This window comes from Hamadaea sp. NPDC051192 (genome assembly GCF_040682475.1).
GTDB classification, from domain to species: domain Bacteria; phylum Actinomycetota; class Actinomycetes; order Mycobacteriales; family Micromonosporaceae; genus Hamadaea; species Hamadaea flava.
Map to the genome: position 1 here is coordinate 76,072 of NZ_JBFBAZ010000015.1, position 15,438 is coordinate 91,509.

The window sequence follows — 15,438 nt, forward strand, 5'->3', positions numbered from 1 at the left end:
GCACCGGTATTCCGACGACTCATCCCATGGCGAGTGTGACCTCGTCCCAGGCCCGCCGCTGCCATTCCGGATCGAGCAGCCGCGACGGCAGCGGGCGAGGTCTGCCTTCCTCGTAGTAACGGCCGCTGAGATCGGGTGCCATCGCCAACGCCGCCGGGCCACGGGCGGCCTTCTCCGGGGCCGCCCGGCGTTGGAAGAACCGGACGATCGGCCAGACGTATCGCCAGGCCGGAACAGCCTCGGGAGTAAGCGCTTCCAGCCCGGGAGTCCACGCCATTCCCGGGTTCACCGCGTTGACGGCGGCCTGCGGCCGGAGCCGGGCCAGATGGAGGGTCGCCAGCAGATTCAGTTGCTTCGCTCGCGCGTACGCCCCGATCGCCGTGTATGCGGCCGGCTCGGTGAACGGATCGGCGGTATGCATCGTGAAGGCACTCGACACGACCTGCACCACCGCCGCGTCCGGCGCGAGGATGGGCAGCAGCGCCTGAGCCAACGCGACCGGGCCGAGGTAGTTGAGCGCCAGGATCGCCTCGTGCCCCTCGGCCGTCACCGTCCGCGTCGCGTACGCCGCTCCGCCGACATTGTTGACCAGCACGGACAGCTGCGCCGCCCGATCGCGTACCAGCTGGGCAAGACGCTGTTGGCCCAGCAGCGTCGAGTGGTCCGCGGGCAGGAAGGTGGCGCCGAGCCGGTCGGCGGCGGCCTGACCGCGATCCGCGTCGCGGCCGGTGATGAGCACGGTCTGACCCGCCGCGCGGAGCTTGGCGGCGATGTGGAAGCCGATGCCGCCGGTGCCGCCGGTGACGAGCGCGGTCACGCCGGTACGCCGTCGGTCCGCGGCCGGCTGGCGGGGAGCAGCAGACTGGCCGCCAACAGCCAAAGGATGCCGCCGAATCGGGCGATCGGCAGCAGGACCGCGAGATCCAGGTTGAGCACCACCAGCGTGGAGAGTTCGCCTACGAGCGCCAGGCCGAGACCGACCAAGGCGAACGGGCGCCGGATCCGCAGCAGCGCCATGGGCACGGCCACCCCGGCGAGCAGCAGCCCGAGGAAGGCCGTGAACCCGGGACCGCCGGTGATGAAGGCGAGGTCGCGTAGCGCCGCAGCCAGATCCGGCGCGTCGCCCAGGCGGCTCGCGGTCCACGTGATCAGGGCGGAGAGCGCCGCGAACCCGGCGGCCAGCACGCCTCCGGCCAACGCGATCGCCGATCCGGGTGCGGTGATGCCCAGCGCCCGGAGCCGCCGGTAGGCCGCCGCGGCCCAGATCGCCAGCGGGACGGCCGCCCCGAACATCAGGAACGCGGAGAGCCGGACCGATCCGGCGTGCTCATGCAGGTAGCTGAGGACGTCAGCGGCGGGTGCGTCGGGCCGGGGCGTGCGAGCGGCCAGGGCGATGCCCGCGATGGTGAGCGCGGCGAACGCGGCGGCCGGGGCGATCAGCGGTGGTCCGGACTGGGGTCGAGCCATGACTGCCTCCAAATAATAAACAGGCGGCTATCGTATACATGCGTATATCGTTTATCAAGTGTTACGATCGGCGTCGTGGAGCACAGGTCTCAGCTGGGCGGCAACGCCTTCCTGCTCGCCCAGATAGGCGCGCATGCTGCCGTCGCGTTCCGCGAGCGAGCGGCGACGCTTGACTTGACCCCGGCCCAAGCCGGTCTCCTGCGGATGCTCGCCGCCGACCCAGGACTGAGCCAGCAGGCGTACGCCCGGCGGCTGGGCACGCCGCCGAGCCGGTTCGTCACGATGGTCGACACCCTGGAGGAGCGCGGACTGGTCGAGAGACGGCGGGGTGAACCGGACCGTCGCTCCTACGCGCTGCACCTCACGGAGGCGGGCACGCAGCTGCTGCGCCGGGTCGGCGCGGTCGGCCGGGCCCATGAGGACGACGTCTGCGCTGCCCTCGACGACGACGAACGCAAGGTTCTCCATGGGATGCTCAGCCGGATCGCCGCGCAACAAGGGCTGACGCCGGGCGTCCATCCGGGATATCGCGGCTGAGCTCACCGGCGGCTCGACGGACTGGCCGAAATCGGCTTCACAGGTCGCGGCGGCGACCGCTACGGTGCGTCGCGTGAGCAGCTTGACGATCCGCGCAGTGTCCACCGACGCCGACTACGAGGCCTGGCGCTCGGTTCGCCTGGCGGTCTACCCCTATGAGCGTACGGCGACGCTGGCGGAGCTGAAGTCGCGTGCCTCCGCCGACCGGCAGCTCTTCGTGGTCGAGCGCGAAGGCGTACTGGTCGCGGCGGGCGGCCTGATCCCGTCGAGCATCGGCGGCACCGGCTCGGTCGCGCCCTGGGTGCTGCCCGACTTCCGGCGGCAGGGGATCGGCGCAGAGCTGCTCGCGTACCTGGTCGGCGAGGCACGCCGCCGGGGCTTCCCGGCCGCCTCCGGCAACGCCGACGACGCCGGGTCGGCCGCGTTCGCCGAGCGCTACGGATTCGTCGAAGTCGACCGCCAGGTGGAGCAGGTCCGCGCCATCGGCGACGAACCAGCGGCGGTCGCACCGCTGGGCGTATCCCTGGTGACCGTGGCTGAGCGGCCGGAACTGTGGCGCGAAGCGTATGAGCCGCTAGGCCTGCCCGGGGTGGCGGACATGGCGGTGAGCGCGCCGATGAAGGTGTCGCTGGCGGAGTGGGAGGACGAGTGGCTGGGCGAGCCCAGCGCGACGTTCCTGGCGATCGATGACGCGACCGGCGACCTGATCGGCACCGCGGGGCTGATCCTCGACACCGACCAGACCGACCGCGCGGAGAACGCCTTCACCACCGTCCGCCGTGACTGGCGTGGGCGGGGCGTAGCCTCGGCCGTCAAGCGTGCGACCCTGCACTGGGCCGCGAACAAGGGGCTTCGCGAGGTCTACACCTGGACCCAGCGCGGCAACGCGGACATGCGCCAGCTCAACGAGCACCTCGGGTACGCGACCCGCACCATCAGTGTCCGCCTGGAGCAGACGCTATGACGGCGAGTGCATGACCTGCCGAGGCACGCGCACCTTGGCCGGGCCGGGCCGCCACACCCGACCGTTGGCATAGACGATCCGAAACCCCAGGTACGCCGCCAGCGGCGCCCACTGCCGTGACCCGATGCGCAGCTCGGTGGCGTTGTGCCGCTGGCCGGAGGCGAGCACGTCGAGCAGCACCGTCTCGAACGCGGCCGACTCGACCCAGTCGACCTGGCGGGAGAAGCCGCACATGAGCGCGGCCCCGGTCGCCCGTAGGAAGGCGTGCAGCTTGGCCTCCGAGCCCTGCATCACCGAGCAGCTGCCGAAGTAGAGGCGCTTGCCCCCGCACTTGCCGGCGAGCTGGTCGGCGATCTCGTCCAGCTCGACGCTGTGCCAGTCGGTCAGGCACAGCCGGCTGGGCTCGCCGTGCATCGCGAAGAAGCCCACCGTGTAGTCGGCGTATTGCTTGAGGGTCCAGCGGTCGAGGAAATAGGTCAGCTCGTCGGGTGCGGCGACGTCCTTATGGATGAACCTGATCCCGCGATGCCGTTCGAGCAGCTCCAACGTCGAGCGGACCGAGCTGCGGTCCCGGAGGTCGCGATGCCACTGTCCCTCGACGCAGAAGATCCCGCCCTGTGGCATCCGCGCCCCCTCCCCAGCCGGCCCGATCTGCCGAACCTACCGGCTGGGTCTGACACCGGGGAACCCCTCACGCCCCACCCATTTCCCGTTGATCATGGAGTTAACCGTGGTCTCGGCGGTGTGGCGTGACTGGAAACTCCATGATCAACGAGGAAGCGCGTCGACGAGCTCGGGCGTGTCGGCGGGGGAGGTGGGCGTGGCGTCAGCGGCGGGGGGAGTGCGCTCGCCGAGCCGGACCAGCGCGACACCCGCCACGATCAGCACGCCACCGAGCAGCTGAACGACGGTGGGCAGTTCGTCCAGGATCAGCCAGGCGAACAGGACCGCGAACAGAACCTCGGTGAGCCCGACGAACGAAGACAGGCGAGCTCCCAGGACTCGGGCGGCCCCGATGCCCGTCACGTACGCGAACGCGGCGGCGATCAGCGACAGCCCCAGGATCGGCACGACCCAGCTGACCACGCGCCCGGCGAAGGTGACGTCGCCGAAAGTCGCGTGCAGCGGCAGGACGCCGACCCCGCCGAGGATCAGCAGGACGGCCGAGCCGAGGCCCATCCCGCCGGCGGCCAGGGCGACCGACGGCAGTTCCTCGTCCACCCGTGCCGAGAGCACGAAGTACGCCGCGAGCCCGACCGCCGCGCCCAGCCCCCACAGGACGCCGACACCGCTGATGCCATCGCCGCTGGTCAGGTTCAGCACGAGCACCAGCCCGGCCAGCGCGGCGACCGCCCCGCCGACGGTGAGCCGGGTCGGCCGCTGGCCGTGCGCCGCCCACATCCAGAAGACGACCAAGATGATGCCGAGGTACTCCAGCAGCAGCGCGACGCCGATCGGCACGTATTGGACGGCGTTGAAGAAGCAGACCTGCGCGCCGCCGACCGCCAGGATGCCGAACAGGCCGATGGCCCGCAGGTTACGCAGCAGGACGTGGCCCTTGCCGCGCAGCGCGACGGCGGTCGGGATGGCCAGCACCAGCGCCGCGATGCCGACTCGGGCGGCCACGGCGGCCTCGGCGGACCAGCCGGCCTCGATCAACGACCGGGCGAACGTGCCGGAGGTGCCGAACGTCGCTGCGGAGAGCAGGGCCAGTCCGAGGCCGGCTGTGGTGGCGCGCTGTGCCATGGTGATCACCTTGGTAATAAGTCAACGTGAGTTACACTGATGACAGTAGGCTTCCCACGGAAATGAGTCAAGATGCTGTTCACTCATGACACGGAAGTGTCCCTGGCTGGGGCCGCCGCCCTGGTGAACACGGTCGACGCCGATGGCGTCAGCGACGAGAAACTGCCCGACGAGGCCGCCCTCGACGAGTTCTTCGTCGCCTACCGATGGAGCGGCGGGCGTACGCACACCCGGGTGGAGCTGCAGGCCGTTCGGGATCTGCGGCCCCGGCTGCGCCACATGTGGGAACTGGCGATAGCCGAGCGCACCGAAGACTTCGTCGACATCATCAACGCGATGCTCCGCGAGACCAACGCCCTGCCGCAGCTGGTCAAACACGACAACTGGGACTACCACCTGCACGCCACTCCGTCCGACGCCCCGCTGGCCGACCGGATGGCCGTCGAGGCGGCGATGGCCTTCATCGACGTCGTGCGTACGGGTGAACTCGGCCGGCTGCGCATCTGCGAATACCAGAACTGCGGCGACGTCTACGTCGACCTGTCGAAGAACCGGTCCAAGCGATTCTGCGACGGCGGCTGCGGGAACCGGGCGGCTGTCAGCGCGTACCGAGCGCGCAAAGCCGCCGCCGCCAGCTCGTAGCGCGCCGTTCCCGCGTGATCCGCCCTACTTTCGCCTGATTCTGGTGCCAGCCAGGCCGTTCATGCGGCGGATTGTTCCCAATAACGCCGCGAACATCGGCGCGTAGCTGATCCGGCCGCTCGAATTTCTTGCTTGAGCAACCTTCGCCCCCACCGTCGTTTTTAGGCTGCGGGAAGTTGCTCGCGAAGTGCTGCCCGCGCTTACCGTGACGTGGGCCGCTTGATCGACAACGAATCAGGATTACTGGGCGGGCTATTAGCCGGATGCCTTAGTGATCTCGCAAGAATCGGATGATGTGCATGCATCTCAGCCGTTAAGTTTGCTATACAGGACGGCGCGAGCGTGAGTATGATAAAAGTATGAAGCGATTTACCGTGAGTGTGCCGGACGACGTTGCCGAGCGGCTGGAGGACGTCGAGAACGTTTCGGCGTTCGTGACCTCCGCGGTCCGCGCTCGAATTGACCAGGAGACAGCGCAGCAGATGATGCAGCGGCACGGCTTGAATGTGACCGACGAGGGTGTCCGGCGCGCTCGGGACTTCCTGTCCCGTCGTCGCACAGAGGTCGCCAGCGACATCAAGCAGGACGTCATCGCCGCATGATTGCCCTCATCCTCGACACCAGCGCCCTGGTGTTGTACTGCCGGGCGGAAGATCCGCGCGCACTGTTCGTCGGCGAGATGATCGCTTCCGTCCTTGACGACGCCGAGGAAGACGACACGTTCATTGGCATTCCCACCCAGTGCATGCTGGAAGCAGCCCACCAGCTCAGCGGCTTTGACATTGAGCCGCTGGTAGTGCTGACCCAGCGTGCTCGCGTCGTCGTGCTGGACCAGCCGGACCCGGTGGCGGCGATGCGCATGGCAGCGACACTCCGCATCAGTCCCACCATCGCGGTGCTGATGCTGGCCGCCGATCGTCATCCCGAGGCTCTGATTGCCACGTTTGAGCCGCTCGAACTGCGCAAGTACATCGCGAAACCGCGGCGGGTCATCGAGTTGGACAGCGAGTATCCGGACGGCACCGACGACGGCTGGCGGCCAACCGAACCAGAATGATGGCGCTCCGCTATCTGCCGCCGCCGGTTGGGAGGGTCGGCGCCGTACGGATCTGGTCCTGCCGCCATGACGAAGAGTCGCTGCGTCCAGGACAGGCAGTTGAACAGTCCCTCCAACGAGGGAAGCCATTCCGCCGCGAAGGGGCTACGGCCACCGCTACCGCGGCGGCCACCTCAACCGGTAAAGGTTCCCACTCCGAGCCCCAGCGGAGACCAGCATCCCCCGAAGGTGCGTGGCCAGAGCTTCGTCCACGCTGCTCCAGAAGTAATCCTGGTCGCCGAACCGGGCGACGGCTCGCAGTAGCGCAGCTCGAGCAGATGGAACTTTCACTCTGCGCGGCTACCGCCGTACGGACCAGTTCCCGGTTGCGCTAGCGGACGCCAGCAGCGCGACAGCCACGCGGTCGGCGTGCTCGACGGCGGGCACGCGGCCGCCCGGATCCAACTCCTGGGTGGGTCGCCACCGCATGATCACGCCGCATCATCCGTCGGAAAGGTGCTAGTCGCCGCACCGCGCCGCGTCGATACTGGACACTCGCCGATCCGATCGAGAATGGTGATCATGACGAGTGACGATCTCGACTTCAGCGCCGATCTCACTGAGGACAGAGCCACGGTCCTTCTCGACGCCGCCCGGCGGGTCGACGCGCTGTCCGGTCACCTCGGCGCGACCGGCGAGGCCGACAACGAGTTCGGCGATCTGCTGCGGGCGTTGAAGGAGGACTCCGTCGAGTTCGGCTCGTTCCCCGACGTGCTGCCGGTGCCCATTCTGGACCTGCCCAACGCCGACCGGACCTCGGCCGCCTGGCGGGCGGCGCTGGAGGAGGGGTACACCTTCTGGTGGATCCGGCTGCCGATCCTGCTGTTCCCCCGTCGCGGCTGGGGGTTCACCCGGCTGGAGATGCGGGTCGACTTCAACCCGGACGAGCCCGATCCGCGTCGCCGGCCGCGTGCCTTCGACATCCTGCCCAACCGCAGGTTCGACACGATCGTGTCGGCCGGCGGCGAGTTCCACGTCGGGGTGGGCGCGGACGCGAAGCTCGCGGTGAAGGTCCCGACGATTCCGCTGGACGCGATCGGCGCGCTCGCTGGGCTGCCGCTGCCGCTGTCGGCCGGTGGGAAGGCGCAAGCCGACGTGGGAGCGTCGGTCGATGTCGCGCTCGCCCCGGCGCGGTTCCGGATGACGGCGGCCCGGGTCAATCACACCGCTGAAGGGCTGGAGAAGGTGTTCTGGCGGCTCGACGGCGCGGAGTTCTTCGCCGAGGACCCGCCGCAACTCGTGATCATCCTCCAGGTTCCCCGGGACGTGGAGTCGGTGCGGATGCGGGCGGTGATGCGGGCGTACCGGCGGTTCACGTTCTTCCCGGCGGGGCTCCAGGCGATGATCCGGGAACTGCCGTCGGCGCTGCGGGCGTTCTTCACGCAGGGCGCGCCCGTCGGCGACACCCGCAGCTATGACCTGAGCCCAGTCGTGAGGGCGTCATGACGGATCTAGCGGTGGAGGAGTTCGCGATCCAGGTCGGCAACCGCCGGGTCCAGGCCGAATGGCGGCGCGGCGGCTACAGCCAGTCCGTCGTCGGCGAACTGGAGATCGACGATCTGCGGTGGCGCACCGTCGAGGTCTTCGTGGACCTGTTGCGCAGCAACCGGTTGATCAACGTGCACGAGCTGAAGCTGCTCGGCGAGCACCTGTTCGTGACGCTGTTCGGTTCGCGCCGCGACGACAACGGGCCGGGTGCGCTGCTGCGCCGCGCGATCAAGGGCGACCCGTACGCCGACAACGGCCAGCGGCGCCTGCTGCGCGTCGTGCTGGAGATGGGCTCGGGGGCCGAACGCCTCGCGTCGTGGCCCTGGGAGTACCTCTATGTTCCACTGGATCGCGAGGATCCCGACACCGGGTTCTTCCTCGGCGAGAGCACGAACTTCATGCTCACCCGTAAACTTCCGCTGGCGGTCTCCGCCCGCATGATCCAGGTACGCCCACCGCTGCGGGTCCTGTTCGTGGTGCTCGCCCCGAACGACGTGACCGAGACCGACATCGAGTACGAGGCCGTCCTGGAAACGCTGATGGAGCTGCGTGATCTGGGCGGTGAGGCGCGGATCGATCTGCGGGTGCTGACGCAGAACCACGCGCACGACGGGCGCAGCTTCCCGGCGAACGAGGAGTTGCCGGTCCAGACGACCTGGCGGTCGTTCCTCAACACCGTCGAGCAGTTCGATCCCCAGGTCGTGCACGTCATCTCGCACGGCCGGTACGTCGACGGCGCGGACGGGCGGCCGCGGGGCCAGATGGCCTTCCCGGACGAGAACAACAAGGCGCTCTGGATCGACGACCGCGACCTGGCCAACCAGCTCAGCCTCAGCGCCTCCGGGCTACGCCTGGTGTTCCTGCAGGCCTGTGAGTCGGCGGCGACCTCGGCCAGCGGCTATCACGTCATCTCCGGCCTGGCCCAGTCGCTGGCCCAGAAGAACATCCCGGCTGTGATCGCGATGCACTACCAAGTCCAACTGCGGCTGGCCAACCAGTTCGCGCGGGCGTTCTATCAGGCGCTGGTCGACCGGCGGCCGATCGAGGTCGCGATGCACCACGCTCGCCGGGAGCTGTATCTCAGCGGCATGATGGGCGAGTCGCAGCAGCGCGCCGGGTTCGGCCTGCCCGTGCTGTATCTGCGCGAGTCGGGTCCGCTGCTCACCCCGGCTCTGGTGCCGGTGTCCGCGTCCGCCGGCGGCAGCGGTCCCCGGGTCGCCGAGCCGTCCGGTCCGCCGGGCGAGTCGCCCGGCTCGCAGCAGGCCACCGCCCCGCCATGGGAGCAGTCCGGCCGGCCCGTCATCGACAACTTCCCCGGAAGCGGAAGGTGGAGCACCGGTGAGCAACCCCTCGCCTGAGGCCCTAGCCCGCCCCGCCGGCAGCCTGCCCCCGGCGATCGTGCCGATCCTGCTGACCCTGGGCCGCGCGCTGACCGAGCACGGCCGCCGCGACGAGGCGGTCGACGCGTTGCGCCGCGCCATCGCCGAACCCGAGGACAAGCCCGACGAGGTGTTCGCCGCGCTCATCGAGGCGCTGCTCGCCCACGGGGAACGGTCCGAGGCGCTGCGGCTCGCGTTCGACCGGCTCGCCACCGCGCCGAGTGCGGTGATCCGCGTGCTGCCGGCGCTGGCCCCACTGCTGCGGCCGACCCTGCTGCGCCCGCTGGCCGACGCGGTGACCGCCGACTACTCCGTCGAGACCGACGTTTCGGTGCCGGCCGGCGACCGGTGCCGGTTGCTCGCCTTCGTCGTCCGCGCCCGGCTGACCCTTCAAAACGTCGACCAGGCGAGCGCCCTGCTCGATCGGGCCGGCGACCTCGTGCGGGACGACGTCGAGCTGCTGACCCTGCTCGGCGAGACCCGGCTGCGCCAACGGAACCTGGACGCCGCGCTGACCGCCTTCCTGGCCGCACGCGCGATACAAACGGCTGGGACCCAGACGGCCGCGACCCAGACGGCCGCACCACAGACGGGCGCATCACACACGGGCGCACCACAGACTGCCGCACCACAAGCAAGCGAGACACCGCAGGATGCGGCGATCGATCTTCGGCTGGCTCACGTCTACGAACAGCTCGGGCAGCCCGAGCTGGCGCTGGAGCACATCGCGGCCAGCATCGCCGGGGGAGTCGACACCGAGGAGCCGTACGCCCTGCGCACCCTGGTACGCCTGCACCAGCACGACCTCGACGCCGCCGCGGTCGACCACGCCGAAGCCGTACGCCGTTCCCCCGACTCGGTCGCGACGGCCCGCGCCGGAGCGTGCCTGTTCTTGGCTGCCAACGATTACGGCAATGCCCGAGCGGCCACCGACGCCGGGCTGGCCCGCCACCCCGACGACGCGAGCCTGTCGTTCCTGCGCTTCCAGTCCATCGTCGAGGCCGGCGACCACAGCGACATCGAGCGCCGCATCGCCCGGTTCGCCCAACGGATGGCCCCGGCCGACCTCGCCGAGAACATCGAGCGGGCCGCCCGCGTACGCCGTCCCGACGATCCGGCCGTCCACTACTTCCTCGGCGTCCTGTACCAGGCACTGGAGCGGCCCGCCGACGGCTTGCACGCCGTCGACACCGCGATCGACCTGCTGACCACGCTCCCGGGCGAGCCGCCGGAGCCGCTCGAACTGCCCGCCCGGCGGCTGCGCGCGCTGATGCTGCACGACCTGCTGCCCACCGAAGCCGGCGCCGAATACGAGCGCGCCGCCCTGTTGGCGTTCGACTCCGGCGACTCCGAGGCCGCGGCCGAGCTGATGACGACCGCCGACGGGCTGCACGAGCTGACCCCCGGCGCCCGGTGGACCTTCGCCGACGCGTTGCAGGTGTTGGCGTACGCCCCGGAGCGGCGCGGCCAGGTCGATCCGGATCGGTTGGCGCACGCCCTCGACGTGTGGGGCGAGGCGTACCGCAGGGGACTGCCGACGTTGGACTACGCCTGGGCGTACATCTCCCGGGCGCGGATGAGCATGATGCAGTCCCGGATCGAGGCCGAGCAGCTGCCGCGCGTACTCGAAGCCGTCGTGTGGTTGCAGTGCTACGACACGTTGTTCGCCGGGACGGAGGCGTACTTCGAGACCTTCGGCACCGCCTGCTCCCTGCTCGGTGCTTACGGCGTACGAGCTGAGCTGACCTTTGCCGCCGCGCGACCGCCGCTGACCGACCGGTATATCCCTGACGGCAACACCCTCAGCACGACCGCCGCGAACAGCGGCGACCTGGAGCTGATGGCCACCGTGGTCGTGACCGAGCCGGAGAGCCGGGCTCGGCTGGAGGTGTTGCGCGGTGATCACGTGGCCGCGCTCGCCGCGCTGGACAGCGCGACGCCCGAGCAGCGGCAGACGGCCTTCCACCTCTGGCTGCGCGCCATGGTGGAGTGGCAGGCCGGTGACTTCGCGGCGCTGGACCGGACGCTGGCCACATCGCCGGTGCCCGAGGCCTGGGAAGGCATCAGCGTCTGGCTGCATCTGCTCGGCGGCGACCCGCAGCGGGCGGCGCAGATCGTCGAGGGACTGGACGACGAACGCAGCTGGAGTTCCGATGTCGGCTTCGAACGCGCGCTGTGCCGGATCGCGCTCGGCACTCCCGGTGCGGGCGAGGACGAACAGCTCGCCGTCGGATACGCGCGGACCAGTCGATCCTTTGAGGATGTCCACAACCTGCCGGCGCTGACGGGCATCCTCGGGCTGCGGTATCCGGCCGCCGCGCCGGTGTTCGCCCGGATCGCCGCGGCCGCCGCCGAGCGCGAGCAGTCCTTCTGGCCACTGACGGCCGAAACCGACGCGGCCTACCTCGCTGGTCTTCCGGTGCCGGACTGGGCCGAGGTCGCGGCACACTCGCTGCGCGCCCGGGTCGCGATCAGCCGCGCCGACTGGGCCGCGGCGACCGACGCCTTCTCCGCGCTCATCCCGCACCTCGACCGGTTCCCCGAGGTCGAGTCCGGTTTCGCCTGGATCACCACCGAGCTGCGCAACAGTGCCCCCTCCGACGAGCTGCTCGAGCAGGTCGGCGCGGCGGTCGCCGAGATCACCGCCCGGCCGTCGCGGCGGGCCGGTGCCTTCCTGCCCGAGATGGACCTCGGCGACCTGCACCTGGCCGCCGGCCGGTCCGACCGGGCCGAGGCCTACTACCAGGCTCAGCTCACCCGGCCCATCGACGGCGAGCAACGCGGATCGGTGCTGTCCCGGCTGCACCTGCTCGCCGTCGAGGACGGCCGCCCGGCGGCCGAGGACCTGCTCACCCAGGCCCTCGACGAGTTCCGGCCCGTCGGCGGCCTCAGCTTCGCGCTGGTCTCCAACAACCTCAATCCACTGGTACGCACAGCGCAGACATGGGAGCGACTGCTGTCCGCCTGGGCGCCCCCGGACGGGGCGGACGACGGCGAGCGCTTCCGGCTGCACCTGGTCGGCCGATACTCGTACGGGTTGATGCTGAAGAACACCGATCAGCCCGCGGCGGCCGAACCGATCCTGCGGGACGTGCTGGCCGACGAAAGCCGGATCTACGGACCCGACGCCCCCGACGTCCAGACCACCAGGCACGTCCTGGCCGGCACGCTCGCCGCGCTGGGCCGCTGGGCGGAGGCGGAGGAGCTGTTCCGCGAGGTCGTCGCGACCCGGCAGCGGGTGCTCGGCCCGGCCGATCCGTCCACCCTCAGCTCTGGGCACGAGCTGGGCTGGGTGCTGAGCAACCAGAGCCGGCCGGACGAGGCGGAAGAGGTCTACCGCGACGTCCTTGCCCAGAAACGCGAAGCGCTCGGCCCGGCCGATCCGTCCACTCTGGTCACCTGGCACAACCTGGCCGGCGTGCTGGCGAGCCAGGAGCGCTGGCAGTCCGCGCTCGACGAGTACGAGCAGGTCGTCGAAGTCCGCGAACGCGTCTTCGGCCCAGACGATCCGGTCACCACCTCGTCGCGCTTCGAGGTGGCCTGGGTGCTCTACAAGCTCGGCCGGTACGCCGCATCCGAAGCCGAGTATCAGCGGGTGATCGACCACCGGACCGTCCTGTTCGGACCGGATGATCCGGCGACCCTGGTGCCGCGCTACGAACTCGGCGAACTGTTGCGCGCCTCCGGCGACACCGCCCGCGCGCTCACCGAGTTCCGGGCGGTCGCCGAAGCCCGCCGCCGTACGCTCGGCGACGCCGACGTCAGCACCATCAACGTCCGGTACGAGATCGCCACCCTGCTCTACGAGTCCGGCGATCCGGCCGGAGCCGAAGAGATCTACCGCGACGTGCTGGCGATCGAACGGGAAACCCTCGGCCCGGAGGATCAGACGACCCTGGTCACCTGGCACAACCTGGCCGGGGCGATCGCCCGGCAGGCCCGGTGGGCCGACGCCGAGCAGGAGTTCCGCGGAGTCGCCGAAGCGCGTACGCGCACCCTCGGGCTGGAGCATCCGCACACGCTGGCCACCCGGCACGAGATCGCCCGGCTGCGCGCCGAGCTCGGCGACCTCGCCGCCGCCGAGGCCGAATACCGCGACGTCCTGGCGGCCAAACGGCGAGTGCTCGGTGACGACGACCCGAGCACCCTCATCACCTGGGACAACCTGGCGATGCTGCTGTCGTCGGTGGGCCGCTTCGCCGAGGCCGAACAGATCTTCGGCGAAGTGCTGCCGATCCACCTCCGGTCGCGCGGCGAGGACCACGAACGCACGCTCGTCTGCCGGGACGAATGGGGCTGGTCGCTGTACAAACTCCAGCGGCTCGACGACGCGGCCGAGCAGTACCGCATCGTGATCGACCGGCGTACCGCCCTGCTCGGCGCGACCCATCCGAACACCGTGTCCGCCCGGACCGCCTACGCGGTGATCCGGCGCGACGCGGGTGACCTCGCCGCTGCCGAGGCCGAACTCCAGGCGGTGCTGACCGAACTGCTCGACGTCTACGCCCCGAACTGCCCCGAGATCGTCACGGCCCGGTCGACGCTGGCCTGGCTCCTGGTCACCTCGGTGTCGGCGGACCGGGGTCTGGCCCTGCTCACCGACAGCGTCGACGGGCTGCTGACCGAACGCGAACCGGCCGACCCGGACGTGGTGGCCGCCCGCCTCGACCTAGCCGACGCCCTGGTCGAAGCCGATCGCGGGGACGACGCGGTCACCCAGTACCAGGCCGCCCTGACCGCCCAGCGCGCCGCGCTCGGCGACGACGACCCGGCCGTGCTCACCACCTGGGCGGCGTACGCCACGATGCTCACCGAGGCCGAACGATGGGCGCAGGCCGTCCCCGAACTCGACCACCTCGCCGACGCGTACGCCCGCACCCTCGGCTCGGCCGACGACACCGTGCTGGTCGCCCGGCGCAAAGCAGCCTGGGCGCACTACCAGATCGACGACTACGCCGGAGCCGAGACGGCCTACCGGGCACTGGCCGCCGACGAGGCGACCGCCCTGGGGGAGCGGCATGCCGCGACCCTGGCCAGCCGCCTCAACGCCGCCGTGCTGCGCGGCCGGGCCGGCGACCGCGACGGCGCCATCGACGAACTGCGCGACATCCTGACCTTCCGTGACGAGGCGCTCGGACCCGACGACCAGGAGACCCGGTACGCCCGCGACGAACTGGCCGCCATGCTCACCGACGCCGACCGGTACGCCGAAGCCGTCGACGAACGCCGCAAGCTGCTCCAAGCCGAGATCTCGGCGCTGGGCGCGACCAGCCCGGAGACCCTCGACACCCGGCGTACGCTGGCCTCCCTCTACCGGGCGCTCGGCGACTTCGACGCGGCACTCGCCGAGCTGACGGTGCTCGCCACCGCCTCAGGCGCGACAGCCGGGCCGGACGCGCCCAACACCCTGGCCGCCCGCTACAACGTCGCCGAATGCCTGGCCGCCGCCGGCCGGTACGCCGAAGCCGAAGCCGAGTTCCAGCAGGTTCTCGCGGGCGAACAGGAGGCGATCGGGCTGGACGACCCCAGCTACTACGTCACCCTTGCCAGCCTCGGCGCGGTCTACCTCGAACTCGACCGCTGGCCGGAGGCGGAGCAGGCGTACCGGAGCGTGACGGTCAACCGGGCCCGGCTGCTCGGCGAGGAGCACCCGGCGACCCTCGGCGCCCGCTACCAACTCGCGGGCTGCCTGGCCGCCCTCGACCGGTACGCCGAAGCCGAAACCGAACTGCGCACGATCCTGGCGATCCAACGCGACACGCTCGGCGACGAAGACCTCGCCGTCTACGTGACCTGGGAAGGACTCGGCGACCTGCTGGCCATGCAGGACCGGAACGCTGACGCCGCCGACGTCTACGGGGTGGTGCTCGACGCCCGCACGCGGCTGCTCGGTCCGGACGCGCCCGACACCGTACGCGTCCGCGAGGAGATCGCCCGCCTCGACCTCCCGTGACGGCTGTCATGATCGCTCTCATGATCAGCGGAGTTTTCGCGGTGCCATAACCCCCCGAAACCTCCGCTGATCACGAAGCCACGCGTCACGAAGCCACGCGTCACGAAGCCACGCGTCACGAAGCCACGCGTCACGAAGCCACGCGTCACGAAGCCACGCGTCACGA

Annotated in this window: 12 protein-coding genes; 8 read left to right on the forward strand and 4 right to left on the reverse strand. The window is 70.3% G+C overall.

Annotated elements, in window-relative coordinates; all coding sequences use genetic code 11:
- Positions 1-19 precede the first annotated feature (19 nt).
- Positions 20-817 (reverse strand): SDR family NAD(P)-dependent oxidoreductase, encoded by a 798-nt coding sequence (locus tag AB0M47_RS09430; RefSeq protein WP_363411022.1) that lies wholly within the window; start codon positions 815-817, stop codon positions 20-22.
- Positions 814-1,467, reverse strand: coding sequence for a DUF4386 domain-containing protein (locus AB0M47_RS09435; protein WP_363411025.1), 654 nt, complete (start codon positions 1,465-1,467; stop codon positions 814-816). The genes AB0M47_RS09430 and AB0M47_RS09435 overlap by 4 nt, the downstream gene beginning before the upstream one ends.
- A 75-nt stretch (positions 1,468-1,542) precedes the next feature.
- On the opposite strand from AB0M47_RS09435, the gene AB0M47_RS09440 reads away from it, so the two are divergent.
- Together AB0M47_RS09440 and AB0M47_RS09445 are read left to right on the forward strand one after the other, a co-directional pair.
- Positions 1,543-2,004 carry a MarR family transcriptional regulator gene (locus AB0M47_RS09440; RefSeq protein ID WP_363411028.1) on the forward strand — a complete coding sequence of 154 codons (462 nt, stop codon included), beginning with the start codon at positions 1,543-1,545 and terminating at the stop codon, positions 2,002-2,004.
- 73 nt (positions 2,005-2,077) lie between these two features.
- Positions 2,078-2,968 (forward strand): GNAT family N-acetyltransferase, encoded by an 891-nt coding sequence (locus AB0M47_RS09445; RefSeq protein ID WP_363411031.1) that lies wholly within the window; start codon positions 2,078-2,080, stop codon positions 2,966-2,968.
- On the opposite strand, the gene AB0M47_RS09450 is transcribed toward AB0M47_RS09445, so the two are convergent.
- Together AB0M47_RS09450 and AB0M47_RS09455 are read right to left on the reverse strand one after the other, a co-directional pair.
- Positions 2,963-3,592 carry a hypothetical protein gene (locus AB0M47_RS09450; RefSeq protein ID WP_363411034.1) on the reverse strand — a complete coding sequence of 210 codons (630 nt, stop codon included), beginning with the start codon at positions 3,590-3,592 and terminating at the stop codon, positions 2,963-2,965. The genes AB0M47_RS09445 and AB0M47_RS09450 overlap by 6 nt on opposite strands.
- Before the next feature lie 144 nt (positions 3,593-3,736).
- On the reverse strand, positions 3,737-4,714 hold the full coding sequence (locus tag AB0M47_RS09455; protein ID WP_363411037.1) for a DMT family transporter: 978 nt from the start codon (positions 4,712-4,714) through the stop codon (positions 3,737-3,739).
- A 72-nt stretch (positions 4,715-4,786) separates the two neighbouring features.
- Here AB0M47_RS09455 and AB0M47_RS09460 point away from each other — a divergent pair, with 72 nt between their 5' ends.
- From AB0M47_RS09460 to AB0M47_RS09485, 6 genes are all read left to right on the forward strand, one after another.
- Positions 4,787-5,356 carry a CGNR zinc finger domain-containing protein gene (locus tag AB0M47_RS09460; RefSeq protein WP_363411040.1) on the forward strand — a complete coding sequence of 190 codons (570 nt, stop codon included), beginning with the start codon at positions 4,787-4,789 and terminating at the stop codon, positions 5,354-5,356.
- Positions 5,357-5,715: 359 nt separating this feature from the next.
- A complete protein-coding gene (locus tag AB0M47_RS09465; RefSeq protein WP_363411043.1) occupies positions 5,716-5,958 on the forward strand; it encodes a hypothetical protein in 243 nt (80 codons plus the stop codon).
- Complete coding sequence (locus tag AB0M47_RS09470) at positions 5,955-6,413, forward strand: hypothetical protein (RefSeq protein WP_363411046.1); 459 nt, start codon at positions 5,955-5,957, stop codon at positions 6,411-6,413. The genes AB0M47_RS09465 and AB0M47_RS09470 overlap by 4 nt, the downstream gene beginning before the upstream one ends.
- 561 nt (positions 6,414-6,974) lie before the next feature.
- Positions 6,975-7,898 (forward strand): hypothetical protein, encoded by a 924-nt coding sequence (locus AB0M47_RS09475; protein WP_363411049.1) that lies wholly within the window; start codon positions 6,975-6,977, stop codon positions 7,896-7,898.
- On the forward strand, positions 7,895-9,298 hold the full coding sequence (locus tag AB0M47_RS09480; RefSeq protein WP_363411052.1) for a CHAT domain-containing protein: 1,404 nt from the start codon (positions 7,895-7,897) through the stop codon (positions 9,296-9,298). The genes AB0M47_RS09475 and AB0M47_RS09480 overlap by 4 nt, the downstream gene beginning before the upstream one ends.
- Entirely contained in the window at positions 9,279-15,272 is a 5,994-nt protein-coding gene (locus tag AB0M47_RS09485; RefSeq protein ID WP_363411055.1) for a tetratricopeptide repeat protein, read from the forward strand. The genes AB0M47_RS09480 and AB0M47_RS09485 overlap by 20 nt, the downstream gene beginning before the upstream one ends.
- Positions 15,273-15,438: the final 166 nt, after the last annotated feature.

Coding starts and splice junctions, on each gene's coding strand:
- AB0M47_RS09470 (WP_363411046.1), top strand. CDS start 5,955: ATGATTGCCCTCATCCTCGACACCAGCGCCCTGGTGTTGTACTGCCGG.
- AB0M47_RS09460 (WP_363411040.1), top strand. CDS start 4,787: ATGCTGTTCACTCATGACACGGAAGTGTCCCTGGCTGGGGCCGCCGCC.
- AB0M47_RS09475 (WP_363411049.1), top strand. CDS start 6,975: ATGACGAGTGACGATCTCGACTTCAGCGCCGATCTCACTGAGGACAGA.
- AB0M47_RS09480 (WP_363411052.1), top strand. CDS start 7,895: ATGACGGATCTAGCGGTGGAGGAGTTCGCGATCCAGGTCGGCAACCGC.
- AB0M47_RS09455 (WP_363411037.1), bottom strand. CDS start 4,714: ATGGCACAGCGCGCCACCACAGCCGGCCTCGGACTGGCCCTGCTCTCC.
- AB0M47_RS09435 (WP_363411025.1), bottom strand. CDS start 1,467: ATGGCTCGACCCCAGTCCGGACCACCGCTGATCGCCCCGGCCGCCGCG.
- AB0M47_RS09450 (WP_363411034.1), bottom strand. CDS start 3,592: ATGCCACAGGGCGGGATCTTCTGCGTCGAGGGACAGTGGCATCGCGAC.
- AB0M47_RS09465 (WP_363411043.1), top strand. CDS start 5,716: ATGAAGCGATTTACCGTGAGTGTGCCGGACGACGTTGCCGAGCGGCTG.